The 14,480-nt window shown below is 51.5% G+C and carries 15 protein-coding genes and 1 tRNA gene; 8 read left to right on the top strand and 8 right to left on the bottom strand.

Annotated features, from left to right (window positions below):
* Window positions 1-49 precede the first annotated feature (49 nt).
* The 3 genes from ABI361_00880 to ABI361_00870 all read left to right on the top strand — a co-directional run bounded on the left by ABI361_00880 (window position 50) and on the right by ABI361_00870 (window position 1,851).
* Window positions 50-319: a hypothetical protein gene (locus tag ABI361_00880; GenBank protein ID MEO9319204.1), complete on the top strand. Its 270-nt coding sequence runs from the start codon at window positions 50-52 to the stop codon at window positions 317-319.
* 91 nt (window positions 320-410) lie between these two features.
* A tRNA-Pro gene (locus ABI361_00875) sits at window positions 411-484 on the top strand.
* A gap of 785 nt (window positions 485-1,269) precedes the next feature.
* Window positions 1,270-1,851: a hypothetical protein gene (locus ABI361_00870; protein ID MEO9319203.1), complete on the top strand. Its 582-nt coding sequence runs from the start codon at window positions 1,270-1,272 to the stop codon at window positions 1,849-1,851.
* Here ABI361_00870 and ABI361_00865 read toward each other — a convergent pair.
* The 4 genes from ABI361_00865 to leuC are packed head-to-tail and all read right to left on the bottom strand — an operon-like array spanning window position 1,837 to window position 5,665.
* Window positions 1,837-2,217: a hypothetical protein gene (locus ABI361_00865; GenBank protein MEO9319202.1), complete on the bottom strand. Its 381-nt coding sequence runs from the start codon at window positions 2,215-2,217 to the stop codon at window positions 1,837-1,839. The genes ABI361_00870 and ABI361_00865 overlap by 15 nt on opposite strands.
* On the bottom strand, window positions 2,214-3,590 hold the full coding sequence (locus ABI361_00860) for a hypothetical protein (GenBank protein MEO9319201.1): 1,377 nt from the start codon (window positions 3,588-3,590) through the stop codon (window positions 2,214-2,216). The genes ABI361_00865 and ABI361_00860 overlap by 4 nt, the downstream gene beginning before the upstream one ends.
* A gap of 52 nt (window positions 3,591-3,642) precedes the next feature.
* Complete coding sequence (gene leuD, locus ABI361_00855; protein ID MEO9319200.1) at window positions 3,643-4,242, bottom strand: 3-isopropylmalate dehydratase small subunit; 600 nt, start codon at window positions 4,240-4,242, stop codon at window positions 3,643-3,645.
* Window position 4,243: 1 nt separating this feature from the next.
* The gene (leuC, locus tag ABI361_00850) at window positions 4,244-5,665 is read right to left on the bottom strand and encodes a 3-isopropylmalate dehydratase large subunit (protein MEO9319199.1); all 1,422 of its coding nucleotides are present in this window, start codon (window positions 5,663-5,665) and stop codon (window positions 4,244-4,246) included.
* 127 nt (window positions 5,666-5,792) lie between these two features.
* On the opposite strand from leuC, the gene psmB reads away from it, so the two are divergent.
* Window positions 5,793-6,422 carry an archaeal proteasome endopeptidase complex subunit beta gene (gene psmB, locus ABI361_00845; protein MEO9319198.1) on the top strand — a complete coding sequence of 210 codons (630 nt, stop codon included), beginning with the start codon at window positions 5,793-5,795 and terminating at the stop codon, window positions 6,420-6,422.
* Here psmB and ABI361_00840 read toward each other — a convergent pair.
* Entirely contained in the window at window positions 6,419-7,864 is a 1,446-nt protein-coding gene (locus tag ABI361_00840) for a hypothetical protein (GenBank protein ID MEO9319197.1), read from the bottom strand. The two genes, psmB and ABI361_00840, sit on opposite strands and share 4 nt — an antisense overlap.
* A 127-nt stretch (window positions 7,865-7,991) precedes the next feature.
* Entirely contained in the window at window positions 7,992-9,695 is a 1,704-nt protein-coding gene (gene tes, locus ABI361_00835) for a tetraether lipid synthase Tes (GenBank protein MEO9319196.1), read from the bottom strand.
* A gap of 171 nt (window positions 9,696-9,866) precedes the next feature.
* On the opposite strand from tes, the gene ABI361_00830 reads away from it, so the two are divergent.
* The 4 genes from ABI361_00830 (at window position 9,867) to ABI361_00815 (ending at window position 12,908) form a co-directional block, all read left to right on the top strand.
* Window positions 9,867-10,688, top strand: a complete 822-nt coding sequence (locus ABI361_00830; protein ID MEO9319195.1) for a helix-turn-helix domain-containing protein — start codon at window positions 9,867-9,869, stop codon at window positions 10,686-10,688.
* 145 nt (window positions 10,689-10,833) lie between these two features.
* Window positions 10,834-11,217, top strand: coding sequence for a metal-dependent transcriptional regulator (locus tag ABI361_00825; protein MEO9319194.1), 384 nt, complete (start codon window positions 10,834-10,836; stop codon window positions 11,215-11,217).
* A gap of 159 nt (window positions 11,218-11,376) precedes the next feature.
* Window positions 11,377-11,841 carry a hypothetical protein gene (locus ABI361_00820; GenBank protein ID MEO9319193.1) on the top strand — a complete coding sequence of 155 codons (465 nt, stop codon included), beginning with the start codon at window positions 11,377-11,379 and terminating at the stop codon, window positions 11,839-11,841.
* Window positions 11,838-12,908, top strand: coding sequence for an mRNA surveillance protein Pelota (locus ABI361_00815; GenBank protein MEO9319192.1), 1,071 nt, complete (start codon window positions 11,838-11,840; stop codon window positions 12,906-12,908). The genes ABI361_00820 and ABI361_00815 overlap by 4 nt, the downstream gene beginning before the upstream one ends.
* Here the strand turns inward: ABI361_00815 and cutA are convergent.
* A complete protein-coding gene (gene cutA / locus ABI361_00810; protein MEO9319191.1) occupies window positions 12,864-13,277 on the bottom strand; it encodes a divalent-cation tolerance protein CutA in 414 nt (137 codons plus the stop codon). The genes ABI361_00815 and cutA overlap by 45 nt on opposite strands.
* Complete coding sequence (locus ABI361_00805; GenBank protein ID MEO9319190.1) at window positions 13,256-14,473, bottom strand: hypothetical protein; 1,218 nt, start codon at window positions 14,471-14,473, stop codon at window positions 13,256-13,258. Before ABI361_00805 ends, cutA begins: the two co-directional genes overlap by 22 nt.
* Between the last annotated feature and the right edge of the window lie 7 nt (window positions 14,474-14,480).

Here is a 14,480-nt window from a genome sequence, read left to right as displayed (position 1 = left end):
CATGCGAGTGCTTAACCGCCGAAGGTACAATCATGAGCAGGCCTGCCAATTGCCGGAAATTCGAATCGCTGTCTCCGACAAAGAGATGGCTGTTATAAAAGAGTACGCGAGGCAGTGCGGAGAAAGAATCGAGGATCTGGCCAGAAAGGTGCTTGTCCGAGACGCGACGCTAGCAGACTCTGATGACGCGCTTGGCTCAGAGTACAGGGTCGAAATGAAAATGACTCTGAATGCCACAAGAAGCAGCCAAGTCGACGAGTTTGAGTCGAATTATAACAGAAATCGCAGAATATTGGGTTTAAGAGATCTGAGGCTTTAGGCAGCATTTGACCCATACCTGTATGATTGCAGTCTACCGGCAGTGATTAGGATAGGATATAATACCTCGAATAAAGCTGTTAACTGTTTCAGGGGCCGTTGTCTAGCATGGTAGGATGCCAGCCTCGGGCGCTGGAGGTCGCTGGTTCGAATCCGGCCGGCCCCATCTGCTTTTCTATAAATTTTTCATTCTGTCTTCAAGGTGTTGCAGGTTAGGCAACTTTTTCCCTGCCTCTTTGACCAGCACCTCGCCTGCGAATCATGCGTTGGTTTTCATAAGCCACTGCGTCTAGAGCGATGGCAGTTCTCTTTCTATTGCTAAATACGCCAATAACGTTCGGCACTTGGCCGCGTCAGAATCGAAAAGTCTCAGTCTGGGTCGCGGCATTAGCAGCCCGCATTAATACAGTCAATCCTAAGTTCATGTCTGCATTTATCGCAGGGGCACTTCTCAGCCTCGTTCTGAGGTGAAAATATGAATCAACTCGGCCGATACAGTTATTCAAAATTGCACCAATATGCCATGCAGTTTAACTTCAATGACGCCGTGTGTCAGTGCACCCAAGGGTCTGCCGAACGACCACTAGTCTTCCTTAGATACAAACACGTCGTGACCGGTCAACGCTGCGTGTTTGGCAAAATCGCCAAAAGAATCATAAACTGCCCGGCACAGTTTGCACTGAAAACGTATATCGATTGCATTTTGGGTTGACATGGTAGATGCGGTACCATAGCGCATAGTTAAGCCCGTTTTTGACAATCGCGATACAAAACGTATTGATAAGTACTGCGACCCCTTGGCCCTTTTCGAAAGCCTTTCCCTTAAGATATGACGCAAATAGATTCGGGCGCGATCAACCGAAGGACGGTTTCCTGGTCGTGTGGTGCGCCTGGCACGGTTTCTGCACCCTATAAATAGAGACAGGAACTCAAGGTTTCGTACCGAACTTCATGGCGCAATCTTCTGCTACTTCACGTCCGTACCTTTCGACAAGGCCGGTCCGGACAGTCGCCATCGACGTCGATTCGGTGCTTGCTGACGTAATGCAGGTCTGGGTGCAGGAATACAACAAGCGAAGGGGAACGAACATTTCAAAATCCGACATTATCCGCTGGGATATACCCACGGTGCTGCCTATAGCACCGGAAGAAGTTCATGAACACTTTTCGTACGTGTGGAGGCATAGATGGAAGGAAATTCCTCCAACCGAGCCAGACATCGGCATGCTCACGAAAAATTTGAACGTTCGGGGACTAAGAGTGTCCATTATTACCAAGCGGGAAAGGCCCACAGTGCCCTTCGTGGCGGAGTGGCTGGACTACCACGACGTGTACGCGGACGAACTAATCTTCATCTACGACGGCGTTCCAAAGGCAGACTATCCCTTCGACGTGCTAATCGACGACGCGCCGGCGAACCTCGTCGACATCGCGGGACCAAAATCTGGAATCCTTTTTGACCAACCTTGGAATGAAGACTTTGAATGGTCACCCAGGGTCAAGAGTCTTTCTGAAGCGCTAGAATTGCTGTGAACTGACTGGGGCATCGTCACTATCATGTGCCAGGTATTCCAGGATTGCGCGGTTTACAAGGGAGCTTATTCCTGCGTACTTGAGCAGGAATTCGGCAGCAGATTCGAGGACTTCGCGGCCTCCCGGCGCTTCGAGATATTTCATTTCGACTGAACCCTTGTCCATCTCCACAAGCGCGATAAGCAGTGATTGTTCCTTGCTCCTGTCCAAATCAGAACTGCCGGCAGTGTGATTCGTTTCAGAGTATCGTCTGAGTTCAATGCGGCGGACAACAAAACCCTGGCTTGCGAGAGAACCCTCGAAGATTATTTGACTGTCGACGGCAGGCTTTTGCAGTCTTGCCGGATCTATGTCGCTAATCTTCATTTGTAGTCCAAGAACCTGACCCATTCTGGAAACCAGAGGTTGTTCTCTGGCACGCCTATCCCCTTGGCGAGAATGGCAGGCGAGTTGTAGCAAACAGAGTCGCAGCCGATTTCCTTTGACACGTTCTCGTTTAGTTCGTTGATGCTGCTCACTTCTCCGACGTACTTGTTTGCTACAAGTTCGCGATTTTGAGTGTAAAGGCCCACCTGCCGGCCGTCGACTGTCGGGACGTAACTTACTATCACGTCGACCCTGCTCGCGCCGGCCCTCCTCAAATACTGGATGGTCTCCCGGGTAGTCGACCCGGTCTGGATTGTACCCTGGATTGTCGCCACCCTCTTGCCCCGAGTCGAGGACTGCATTACAAACTTCAGCGACATCTTGGTGCTGAGGAGCTTGTTCTTGCTTACTTCCTCGGAAAAGTCGATCATGTGGTCCGAGTCGTCATACCGATCTTTGATAACGCCTTCCGTAATCTCGAATGCGGGATGGCTCTGCCTGTACTGCAGCCCAAATCCCAGTGCCATTGGCCGGGTGTAATCCGGCTCGGCGTAAGCACAGTCAAGCTCGCCCAGCTGGAGATCCAGGCTCTGCGCCTGCTGCCTTCCGATGTTCTTGCGAATCTGGTAGATGCTCTTTCCGTTGACAGTAGCTACGACGCTGGACTCTCGAATGAACTCAAAAGGATCCATCATCAGCCTCGGGCTCGAGGCGCTGGCAAGAACCTCGGTTTCCATTCCCCTTGCGAGCCTGACCAGCTGACCCGGACGCACGTCTGAAAAGTCCAGATCCAGAAGCGACGTGCTCAACGAATTCTCCGAGGCCACTATGCTAAGCGTTTTCTCCTTGTTCGAAGCGACGACGAGCGGCTTAAAGCCGGTGCTGTCCCGGTATGCATAGATTGTGTCATCGGTTTTTAGCGCAAGATTTCCCCTAAGATGCCTGTCGAGAAACTCGGCTGCACGTTCGGCATTTCTGTCTACAAGCTGACTGAAAATATGACACACCTTTGCCAATGAATCAGAGTCCCGAGAGATGCCTACATAGGGGTGGAGGTGGAGTTTTTCAGTGTCTACCAGGAATCCATCGAAGGCTACCTGATTGCTCTGCATGCTTGGAAACGGAGGGGATTTTTTTGACAAGTAGCCCAGCCCAGCCGTGCCGCCGAGCTTTTCACGGTGAGTTATGCGCAGCACGACATCATCGTGTGGGAGCGAACCCTCGGCGGAAGCAGAGTGACCGCCAGCCATTATCTTCCAGTATGCCTTTCCCCGGTGCTGGAGCATCCTCATTGCGTGAACGAGGTAGTAAACCGCATTACGGGCTGAAGGCTTGCCCTCGCTCTTCAGGCTAACAGCAACAATGCCGGCCAAACTATACAGCTGCCGCCGCGGTTACCTTAAGATCAGGATAAATGTTCTTCTGTCAGGCGACCGGAGCGGGACCGGGCTTAAAGAGGGTGTCTGAGGACTCGTAAGCCGATATTTTACTCTCTTGTTTTAGAGTAAGCCCGATAGTATCGGTGCCTTCTAGCAACAGGTTCTTTCTAAAGGAATCGACTTCAAAGACAAACTTTTTCCCACAGGCCGATACCTCCTGATTTGGCAGATCGATTACGATCTCGCAGTCGCCGTCAAAGAGCAAGTCCACTTCGCGTGCTGCCAACCTGACAGGCAGCAACCCTGACTTGAAGCAGTTGGCATAGAATATGTCAGCAAAAGAAGGAGCGATAACAGCCCTGAAGCCAAAGTCGTAAAGCGCCCACACCGCGTGTTCGCGTGAGCTGCCTATTCCAAAATTTTCCCGAGTGAGCAGTATCTTTCTACCCCTGTAAGATGGAAAGTTCAGTACAAAGTCCTCGCGCGCTTTGCCCTGGGAATCAAAGCGCCAGTCATAGAACAGATAATTTCCAAATCCAGTCTTGCCAACCTGCTTCAGAAACTGTTTCGGCACTATCTGGTCTGTGTCGACGTTTGCCCGGTCAAGAGGCACCGCCCTGTTTGTCAGAATATTGAACGGCTCCAAACTAGAACCACTCCCTTACATCCACAAAGTGGCCGGCAACTGCAGCAGCTGCTGCCATGACCGGACTGACTAGGTGGGTGCGGCCCCCGGCACCCTGCCTTCCCTCGAAATTGCGGTTCGAAGTGCTGGCGCACCGCTCTCCCGGCGCAAGAATGTCCGGGTTCATCCCGAGGCACATGCTGCACCCAGATTCCCTCCATTCAAAACCGGCGTCCTTAAAGACGCTGTCAAGCCCGAGTCGCTCTGCAGCCAATTTGACACCCTGAGAGCCAGGAACCACCATAGCACGCACGTTCTTTGAAACTTTTCTTCCCTTAAGGATGGCCGCGGCTTCGGTAAGGTCCTCAAGGCGGGAGTTGGTACACGACCCGATGAAAACCCGGTCAAGCTTGATGTCGACAATCGGAGTTCCAGGTTTGAGATCCATGTATTGAAGAGCGCGCTTTGCAGCCTTGCTCTCGTTCTCGTTACCCCTTGCAAAATCGTCGGGCTCCGGCACAACCTCGGTAACGTCTGCAACCATTGCCGGATTCGTGCCCCAGCTCACCTGCGGAGCGAGTCTGGAGGCGTCGAAGGAAATCGTTTTGTCAAAGCCCGCGCCTGCGTCGGTTCGAAGGTCCATCCAATGTTGTGCCATCTGCTCGAACTGCTCGCCCTTTGGAGCATATCTTCTTCCACGAATATAGTCAACAGTGGTGGCATCCGGAGACACCATGCCTGCTCTGGCCCCTGCTTCGATTGACATGTTACAGATTGTCATCCGCGCCTCCATCGAAAGCGCTGAAATTGCCTCTCCCCGGTACTCTATCACGTAGCCAGAGCCCCCTGACGTTCCGATCTGCCGAATGATGTGCAAAATCATGTCCTTTGCGGTAACGGCGTGGCTGTTTACCCTGTGTCCCTCGACATTAATGGCGAGCGTCTTTGGCTTGTCCAGCCATAGACACTGCGTTGCAAGCACGTGCTCGACCTCGCTTGTTCCAATGCCCAGCGCAAATGCGCCGAATGCGCCGTGTGTTGATGTATGGCTGTCGCCGCATACGATGGTTGTCCCCGGGAGCGTTAGACCGAGTTCAGGTCCTATGACATGTACTATTCCCTGGTCGGGACTGTGCATGTCGTAAAGCCTTATTCCAAATTCCCTACAGTTATTTGCAAGCGTCTGAACTTGAATCGCAGAAGTTTGGTCTACGATAGGAAGAGACCTGTCGGCGGTTGGCACGTTGTGGTCCATCGTCGCAAACGTAAGATCAGCTCGCCGCACTTTTCTTCCTGCAGCCCGGAGTCCGTCAAACGCCTGAGGTGAGGTGACCTCGTGGACGAGATGCCGGTCTATGTAAATTAGGGACGGCCCGCTGGGCGGATGGTCTGAATATACCTCATGCGATTCCCAAATTTTCTCAAAAAGCGTCTTTTGCGTCAATAAACCTGTCTGCTGCACTCAGTTGGGCAGAGAGCAATATAAAAGAAACAGGTAGATAGTTTTAAATCAGGTCAGCTCTCACGTTTGCCTGTACCAAATGCAACCCCATGATGATCGTTATCCAGCAATGATTGCAGATCAGATAAAGAAGGGCACCACGACTTGCGCCCTGATATGCAAGGACGGCGTCGTGCTGGCAGCGGATACACGAGCGAGTGCAGGACTTTTCATCGCAGATAGGCATGTTATGAAAATCCAAAAGGTGGACAGGCACTTGGCCATGACTATTGCCGGCGGAGTTGCTGACGCGCAAAACCTAGTTGATACGATGCGATACAACTCTAACATTTACCGGATGCAGAACAACGAATTGATGCCAGTCAAGTCAGCCGCAAGGCTCTGTTCAAACATACTGTTCAACAACAGATACTTTCCATACTACGTTCAGATTATCATGGCAGGCTATACCGAAAAAGAGGGCCCGAACATTTACAACATTGACCTCTTTGGGTCGATGACCACTGAAAAGTTCATCTCCACCGGCAGCGGCTCGCCTGTCGCCTACGGTTACCTGGAATCAGAATACCGCGAAGGCATGGGCGTAAACGAGGGCTACAAGACCGCTATGCAGGCGATAGCAGCTGCAATAAGGCGAAATGCGGGCACCGGAGACAACATCAACGTGGTAATTATCGACAAGAATGGCTATCGAGAGTTGTCCAAGGAACAAAAGGCCGCCGTGGGCGTAGTTTTCTAGGCTCCGGCCTCCCTCATAAAAATATCAGCATCAAGTCTGGAAAATTCTGATAGGTTGATCTGCGCACCGGCACTCATAATCTCACGAAGGTATTGCCCGGCCTTCCTTTCGTCCCACCATAATTCTCCGAACCGGTCTCGCATCCGCGATTCCAGCTCTGCCGCGCGGACGGCCGCCAGCAAGTAGCTGGGAACATACATTACCGCGTCTGGCAGGATGTGGTGGAGCAACCAGTACTGCCCCGGCATTTCAAACCCGACATACCTTTGGTAGTACTTGGCATAACAGTCGTTTGCTTCTTCGATGGACAGGTTTTTCCTCCAGTACTCTGTCTTCATCATAGAGTTGGCGGCATAAAACGTCACAAAAAAGAGATCCATGAAGCGGTTTCGCTCGTGAAGACCGTCAAGAGTCTTTTGGTCTGTTATTCCGATCGAAGACAGGAAGCGCCCGTTCTTTGTGAGCCGTTCGAGAAATATTGAGAACACTTCTGCAACGCCCATCGAAAAGCCGTATCGGTTCCAGTATTCAAGCGAGCCGGAGATTGCGCTTGCGTGCATTGCATGGCCTGTTTCATGAAAGCATCCCTGAAGGTCAAAATATGGACTCTCGGATTTGAAAAGGACCCGGATATCGGTTGGGATATGAATGAAAAAGCATACTGGAGAAGGATACTTGTCTTTGCGGTCTTGGGAATCAAATTGCACCCGCGACAAATCGAGATCCATTTTTGACAGAACTCGCTTTACGAGGGCGACAGGGTTTATTCCTGCAAATGCTCCTTCAAACTCTTTGAAGACCCTGTTGCGGAAAAAGTAAAAGTCGTCATAATACTCTGCTTGTCGTCCGAGTACGCTCCTTCCACTATCTTCAAGCATCTCCTGAAAGGGCTTGCGTGCACGATTTGCCATTGATTTTACAAGCGCTGTGAGCTCGGCAAGGCCGATTTTTTCGTTTTGAAGGTAGCCTTCCAGCGGAGAAATGCGCCCCTTGGAGGAAGCCTCATAGCTTGCAGCGATCTGCTCAAACCGCTTTTGCACTGTGGGGGAGATGAACCGGGTTTTCCGGATAAACTCGTCAAAGACCCTTTTACGAACCCTCGAGTCCTTTTGGGTGCTGTTAAACTGCCTCCAGCTGCTCCAGTTCAGAGGAGAATTCCTGAACGAGATACCCTTCATTGAAATCTTTTTGTTCCGCAGGTTGTACAGCTCCAGCTCCAGTTTCTTGGTCCGGGCATCGGCGATATTCTCTATTGCTAACAGGTAGAGTTCTCTTGGCTCCTGGAAGGATTCCAAGAACAATTCAGCGTTTGCAGACTTGATTTCCGCTAGCTTTTTGATTACAGACTCCGACCCGCCAAGTCCGGAATACTGCAGGTACCGCTCCTCGGACTCTGCCACGTAAATGCTCTCATCAAGCCTGCACCATTGCTCGAGCTTCATCTATTGAAAAAAAGCTGGCATTTTGAATTTAAGCTGATCGCAAGATATACAATTCCTAGTCGTGCAATTATTGCTTTTCAAAAAGAGCAAAAATTAACAAAATAGTAGAGGGAAGCCGTTGACCAGCTTAGGCGCCGGCCATGTTGTTGCGCAGTTCGATGCCCTTGTGCTCGTCTGCCGCTTCTGCAGCCGCCTTGTGCATCTCTGACATGGCGCAGCCCATCTGGGCTTCGGGCTTGCCCCGACGCATCAATCCGCGGTACAGCCCAGCCTCAAGTGTCTGGTTGTGAGCCTTTTCCCAGTCTTCAACCGGTATACTGAACTTCTTTTGGATTCGGTCTCGGTACCACTCGGGAATGACATTGAATGCGCAGAATGGGATGATTCTCAGGTCCGGCGTCAGGTAGTGGATGTCGCAGCGCTGCAGCCTTTCCAGGTCTTCATTGTACTTGTCTTGGAAGTGCATCATGCCCAAGAACAGAGAGCGCACGTGCCAAGAGCCCACAGAGTCAAAGTTCCGCTTGAGCAGGATGCTCGAGAACATCTTGGCCAAGTCAAGACCTCGGGGCTGCTTTTCCTTGTTGACGAATTGCTTGAGCTTTCTGACAACCTCAAGCATAGTCCAATACCTGTTGGCACCCGATTTGATGTCATCGGCCTTTTCTTCAAAGTATTCGAGCACTCCCTTGATGTCCACAAACGATGTCAGCGGGATGAGTTTCTTTGTGTCCATGTCTTCAAAGACATAAGTTCCTGCACCACAGGCAAAGTGAATTGAAAGCTCGTACTTGGGCTTCTTGCTGAATGCTTCAATGATGTTAGTCATTGGCATGCAGGAAGGCACCGGGAACCAAGAGTCCTTTGAAATCTCGCCGTTGGATTGCTCCTCGATGCGCTCTATGCAATCAGGGATTGTGATGCGGTACTTCTCGCGTTCTTTCTTGCCCATTCTGCCAGTGAGCGATACCGGCTGGAAGTTCACGGCGTGCACAACATCCAAGTTCTTTTGTGCAAAACGAATGATACCGCCAAGTTCGTGGTCATTAATCGACTTGATTACTGTGGGGACAAACACCACGGTCATGCCGCATTTCCGGGCTGACTCCAGCGTGTATGGAATTTCCCAATGGTTCTTCGGATTCGTCCTCGGAGTCACGCCGTCAAACGACAGGTACAGATTGTTGACACCTGCCATTCTCACCTGACGCATTGTCTCGGGAGACATGGCCAGTTTTATTCCGTTTGTATTGAGCTGGACGTGGTCGACGCCTTCTTCCTTCATGATCTTGATCATGTCGGTTATGTCGTCGCGCAGCATTGGCTCGCCTCCGGTTATCTGAATTGAGTTTCCTGCTATCGGCTTCTCTGCTTTCAGGGTTTTCATCATGGCCCTGACCTGTTCAGTATTAGGCTCGTAAAGGTAAGCGCCCTCAAGCCCCTTCTTTACGTAAAAGAAGCAGTACCAGCATGTGAGATCGCAGCGATTTGTGATGATCATGTTTGAAAGGCCGGAGTGAGAAAGATGGTTCGTGCAGAGACCACAGTTGTTCGGGCACGAACATTTGTCAATCATGACATTGGGTGCCTGGGCGCCCTTGCCATCCATCCAGTAAGTGCTAAATTTCTTGTACATTTCGTAGGAACCAAAGTAAAGCTCCTCACATTCGCCGTGGGACGGGCAGGTCTTTGTCATAAACACTTTTCCATCCCTCTCGAAAACCTCAGCATCCAAAATCATGTTACAGTCAGGGCAGATGCTTTGCGTAAATCTTATAGTTCGACGCGCAGCAATGCTCTTGTTGGATGTGTTCGAAATCTGAATTAGATCCATTATTCTACCTTAACCGGACAGAATTTCCATTTTGTATTTAAAGATACCCTAACCCAATACTACGGTGAAAGGTAAATAGATGGATAGCAGACATATCCTCTTAGTCGTCGATTGCCTTATACTCGTCCTTTCAGTGTAGATATATAGAGCATGAGCAGAGGGTAAGTGATTTTGAGCATAAGCGAAAAATCGCGCAAGGCTATGGAACATCTGGGCCTTACGGGCTATGAAATCAGGGTTTATGTTTCGCTTCTTGAGGCGGGCGCTATGACTGCTTCGGACATCAGCAAAAAGTCCGGAGTGCCCTATTCGAAAATTTACGAGGTACTCAACACGCTTGAAGAGAAAGGCTGGCTGGAATCAGATAGCTCGCGTCCGCAACAGTTTTTTCCCAAGTCGCCTTCTAGCGCGCTTGAAGTTACAAAGTCCAAAATTGAGACGAGCTTTCGCGAGAGCCAGGTGAGTATTGTAAATGAGCTCATGCCTATCTACACCAAGAGCGGCATCAAAGAGAGGCCTGAAATCTGGGTCGCCAGGGGTGTCTTTAACATCGCAGCAAAAGTGAATGAAGTCATTCAGAACAGCCAGCAGGAACTGCTGGTTGCCCTACCCCAGGTGGCCGAGAATTTCACAAAGCCGCTCCAGCCGATCCTCCGCTCCATGCACGAGCGCGGGATACGCATAAGGATTCTGGTATCTGCGAAAATGAATCCAGATACAATAAAGGCACTCTCTAGGTTCTCAGAGGTGCGATTGCGTGACGGTCTTTTTGGAGGGGGGGTAATCGGCGACGGCAAGCACGTCGTTATCCTGCTTGGCGAAAACGCTCCAGACAGCACGAGCGAGGTGGACCCGATTGCTATCTGGGCAGACCATTCGGGCCTTGCAGGGTTTGCCAAGGGATACTTTCAATACCTCTGGAACGACACGGTCAACCAGGACCAGGAACCCGCGGGCTCTGGCAGCCCCAAGAAGCGCAATTTGCAGGTCTAGCAGATTCGCACAAGGTTAATAGCATTCGAGGGGCAATTCGGTTTTATCCTTGGAGAGCTCGGCTGTTAGCAAGGACAGAAAGAACCCGAAGGCAAAGTACGACGAAGAGCTTTTTGTCGGCACGGCCGAGTCTGAACACGTCGAGATGTACCTGAAGGCAATTTGGTGCATCCGCGAAAAAGGCGAGACAGTGAAGGTAAGTTCCATCGCAAAGCTACTAAACGTTACACAACCTTCCGTAGTACAGATGCTGCGCAAGCTCAACTCGATTGGCCTTGTCGTTTACAAGCGGGGAAGCGTAGACCTTACTGAGCAGGGCGATAATATAGGGAGGCAGATGATGAGAAACACCCGACTCCTTGAAGTGCTCATGAAAGACGCGCTGCACATAGATATAGACGAGGAGATGGTGTGCGGAATAGAGCATCACATGAAAGACATATTTACAGACGCTTTGTGCACGCTCCTCCGTCATCCGCTGACGTGTCCCCACGGTCATGATGTCCCAAGGGGAGCCTGCTGTCCATAAAAAAGGTCTTATTCTCGCCCGGGTACGCTCCGGTGTGGACAACCAATGACATGACTAGCCCTTCTGATCTGTGAGGAAGATCTTGAGTAAGGAGTTTGTCCACTTTTTTCAAATCTTCTGACAAGCTTGATAAATGGCTACATGAATCACATAATTGACATGGTGGAAATAGAAACTACTGCGTCACTTGAGAGCTTTAGAAAATTTATCATAATCAGCACTTGCAGGTCATTTATACCTGAAAGCTACCTAAGGGACTTTGAAGTCTTTCCAGAGCGCGAGGAAGGACCAGGCGCAATCTATATCGAGGCTGCGGACAAGGTCACACTCAAGCGTATAAGGGAAATGACGTTTGTAAACGCGAAGGAGATTCTTGGCATAATTTATTCGTCAAAAAGCGGAAACACCCAGCTAAAGTGGAGACAGACGCGCAAGCGCTCCGGAAAGGTGCAGGGGACCGCGTCGCCTAATGCGCTTGTCAACCTTGTAGAATCCGGCGTGCTGACGCAGGAATGGGTCGACGAATACCTCAAGTCCGTTCAGCCTCAGGGTTCTGAAGCCGAGAATGATTCAGGGCACGCAAATGCCTCTGCACTGCACAATCAAGAAAAGCCCATATCATGATCGTAAAGCCCACGGGGGGCACTTCAAGCAATGCGCTCTTCGTGGTGCCCGGCGATTCTGACGATTTATTTACGCTCAGGAGGGTTGTCCGCGCCGGCGACTATGTCATTGCAGATACAACAAGACTGCTAAAGCAGGAAAAGGAATACGGCCGCCCCGACCGTGGAGAAAGGGTGCATGTTCGTATTAGGGTTCGTGTTGAGCGGGTAGAGCTTGACTCGACCGTCGACCGGTTGAGGATTGCAGGCACGATTACCGACACGGACAACGAGCTTGTGACAAGAGGCTCGCACCATGCCCTGACAATTCTGGCAGGCGAGCCTGTAACCATAGAGAAGGAAAAGCGCTGGAGCGACGTCGAAATCAAGATGCTCAAGGGGTCTGGAAGCGGCGCCGGGTTTGTGCTCGTCGCAATAGATACGCAGGAAGCAGCCGTGGGGCGAGTTTCAGGGACCCACGTAAAGGTTGTCCCCAACATATACTCCGGCCAGAGCGGCAAGCGCTACCAGACAAAGGTCGTATCCTTGGATTCTTTTTTCGCAGAGGTGGCAAAGACGATTTCCACGTTGCTGGTCGAGGGCGACACGGTCATAATTTTTGGTCCCGGGGAAACACGGCGCAGGCTTTACAATTTCCTGGCAGGCAGGGAAGAATTCAAAGAAAAAAAGGCAACGCTCAAAGTGGTTGAGGGCGTCGACGTGGCAGGAGAGGACGGGATTTTCGTATTCCTGCGCTCGAGCGCAATGTCGGAGGCCATGAACGATAGCAAGCTTGCAGGCGTTTCTGCACTTCTGGACAAGGTAATGCTACTGGTTCAAAAGGGTGAACCGCGGTTCGCGATGGGCATACAAGAGGTTTCCAATGCAGCAGAGGCAAAGGCAATCGAAGCCGTCGTCTTTTCGGACTCGGTGTTCAGAGGAGCGGACGAGGAGCAGGTGGTAAGTCTTCTAAACAAGATAGAGGGTCAGGCCGCAAAGACGTACGCGGTTGATTCGTCGACCGACATTGGGCTGCGCGTGTCGTCACTGGGCGGAATTGTCGCCCTGCTGCGCTATGCCATCAGATGACTCTATTACCCACTCAAGGTAGGCTTTAGAGGAAGATTCTGTTCTAAGCTCAAGCACCTCCGGCACTTCGTACGGGTGCATTTCGAGAAGTGCGGCCCTCAGGACATCTGCGCGGTCGGAAGAAGTCTTGAAAAAGGCCGCTACTTCCCTCTCGTCGCAGATCTGACCCTTCCACCTGTAGATTGAGCGAACATTCAGCAGGTTGACGCACGCACAGAGGCGGAGATTAATTACGGCGTGCGCGGCGGCACAGGCCGCCTCTTCGCTTGCAAACGTCGAGAGTATCACTGCGACACCGGCATCCTGCCTCCTCGTGCCGGCTGCCTTCGATCGTTTTCCGCGCGTGCTTAAGCGTTTACGGACTGGCATAGGGGATTGGCCTTCATAATTATCACTTCCTCGCTTTTGGGTCCCGAAGAAACTCTTTCATAGTCGGATTTAGAGCACGCCAGAACAAGCGTGGTCTTGTCGCTGTGGTACATGTCAAACTTTGAAGAGCTCTGCGAGCCTCCAAATGAAGGGGCAGGCGTGTACTGATGCCTTTCTACGTCGCCAATATGGTCCTTGATCTTGTTCTCTATGCTAGAGAGCAGGTCCATCTTGTCGCCCCTCATCTCATTTCTGTCAAGCGTCCATGCTAAGGAAACCCGGGTCTTGCTCGCCTTCAGCTCCCGCTGCCGAAGAGTCAGCCGTATCTGGTCGATAAGATGCTTCTGGTACCGGTCTACTCCCCTAATGCTGCCGTTTACCAGATACATTAGCGGCTCGCCGCTGTCGAGGGAGGAGCCTATGGCGCGCAGGTCGTACAACCCGCTGGCCACGTCGTCGATGTAAATGTCGCCATAAGAGGCTTGGATGGTGCCTCCCGCTGCATAGTCGGGAGCTACCTTCTTGCATACCTCAAAAACGCTGGCCATCCCAGTATAATGGCTCAGGACCCGGATTGCGTGTGAGAGTTCAGTTGAACTGAGATCCAGGAACGAAATTCGCCTCCTGATGTCAGGGTCATGGAGCATCCTTGCAAGCATGCTGTCCTGTTTGGACTTTACCGAACCTATCCAGGTCTCCGAGCTGCCTAGCCCTCCCGATACTCCTGCGGGCATGTAGTAATAGGAGACATCCTTGCCATCGGACACCGATAGCCCCGTAATGTGCTCGATAAGCTGCATGTTCTCATTGTTCCCCCCGATGCCAGTTGGAACCAGATAGAGCACCGATGAACCCTTCTTGAGCGACTTGACAGCATCCTTGAGCTTTGACGAAACGTCTGCCTTCGAGTCAGGTCCAGTTTTTCGAATCCGCGGCGCAAAGAAAACGTATGCGGCATTGCTCACAGCGGTATCCACTGGCTCGAGGTCGAGCAGCGGCTCGTCCTCCCGAAGGGCGCTGACGTTCGGATACGCCCTTGCGATGTCGGGCTTGAGCGCGATCGCCATCCTGACTGACTCGTCAATGAGAGAGACTTTGTTACCCCTGATCGCCATAGCAGAAGCAAGTTTGTAGCCTTCCGTGCTGAGGCCATAAACTGCCACCGAGACCGATGCGGGCGCCTGACCGGAGCTCAAGTTAGCT

The organism is Nitrososphaera sp. (assembly GCA_039938515.1).
GTDB lineage: Archaea > Thermoproteota > Nitrososphaeria > Nitrososphaerales > Nitrososphaeraceae > Nitrososphaera.
This window is presented reverse-complemented; position numbering and strand designations above follow the sequence as displayed.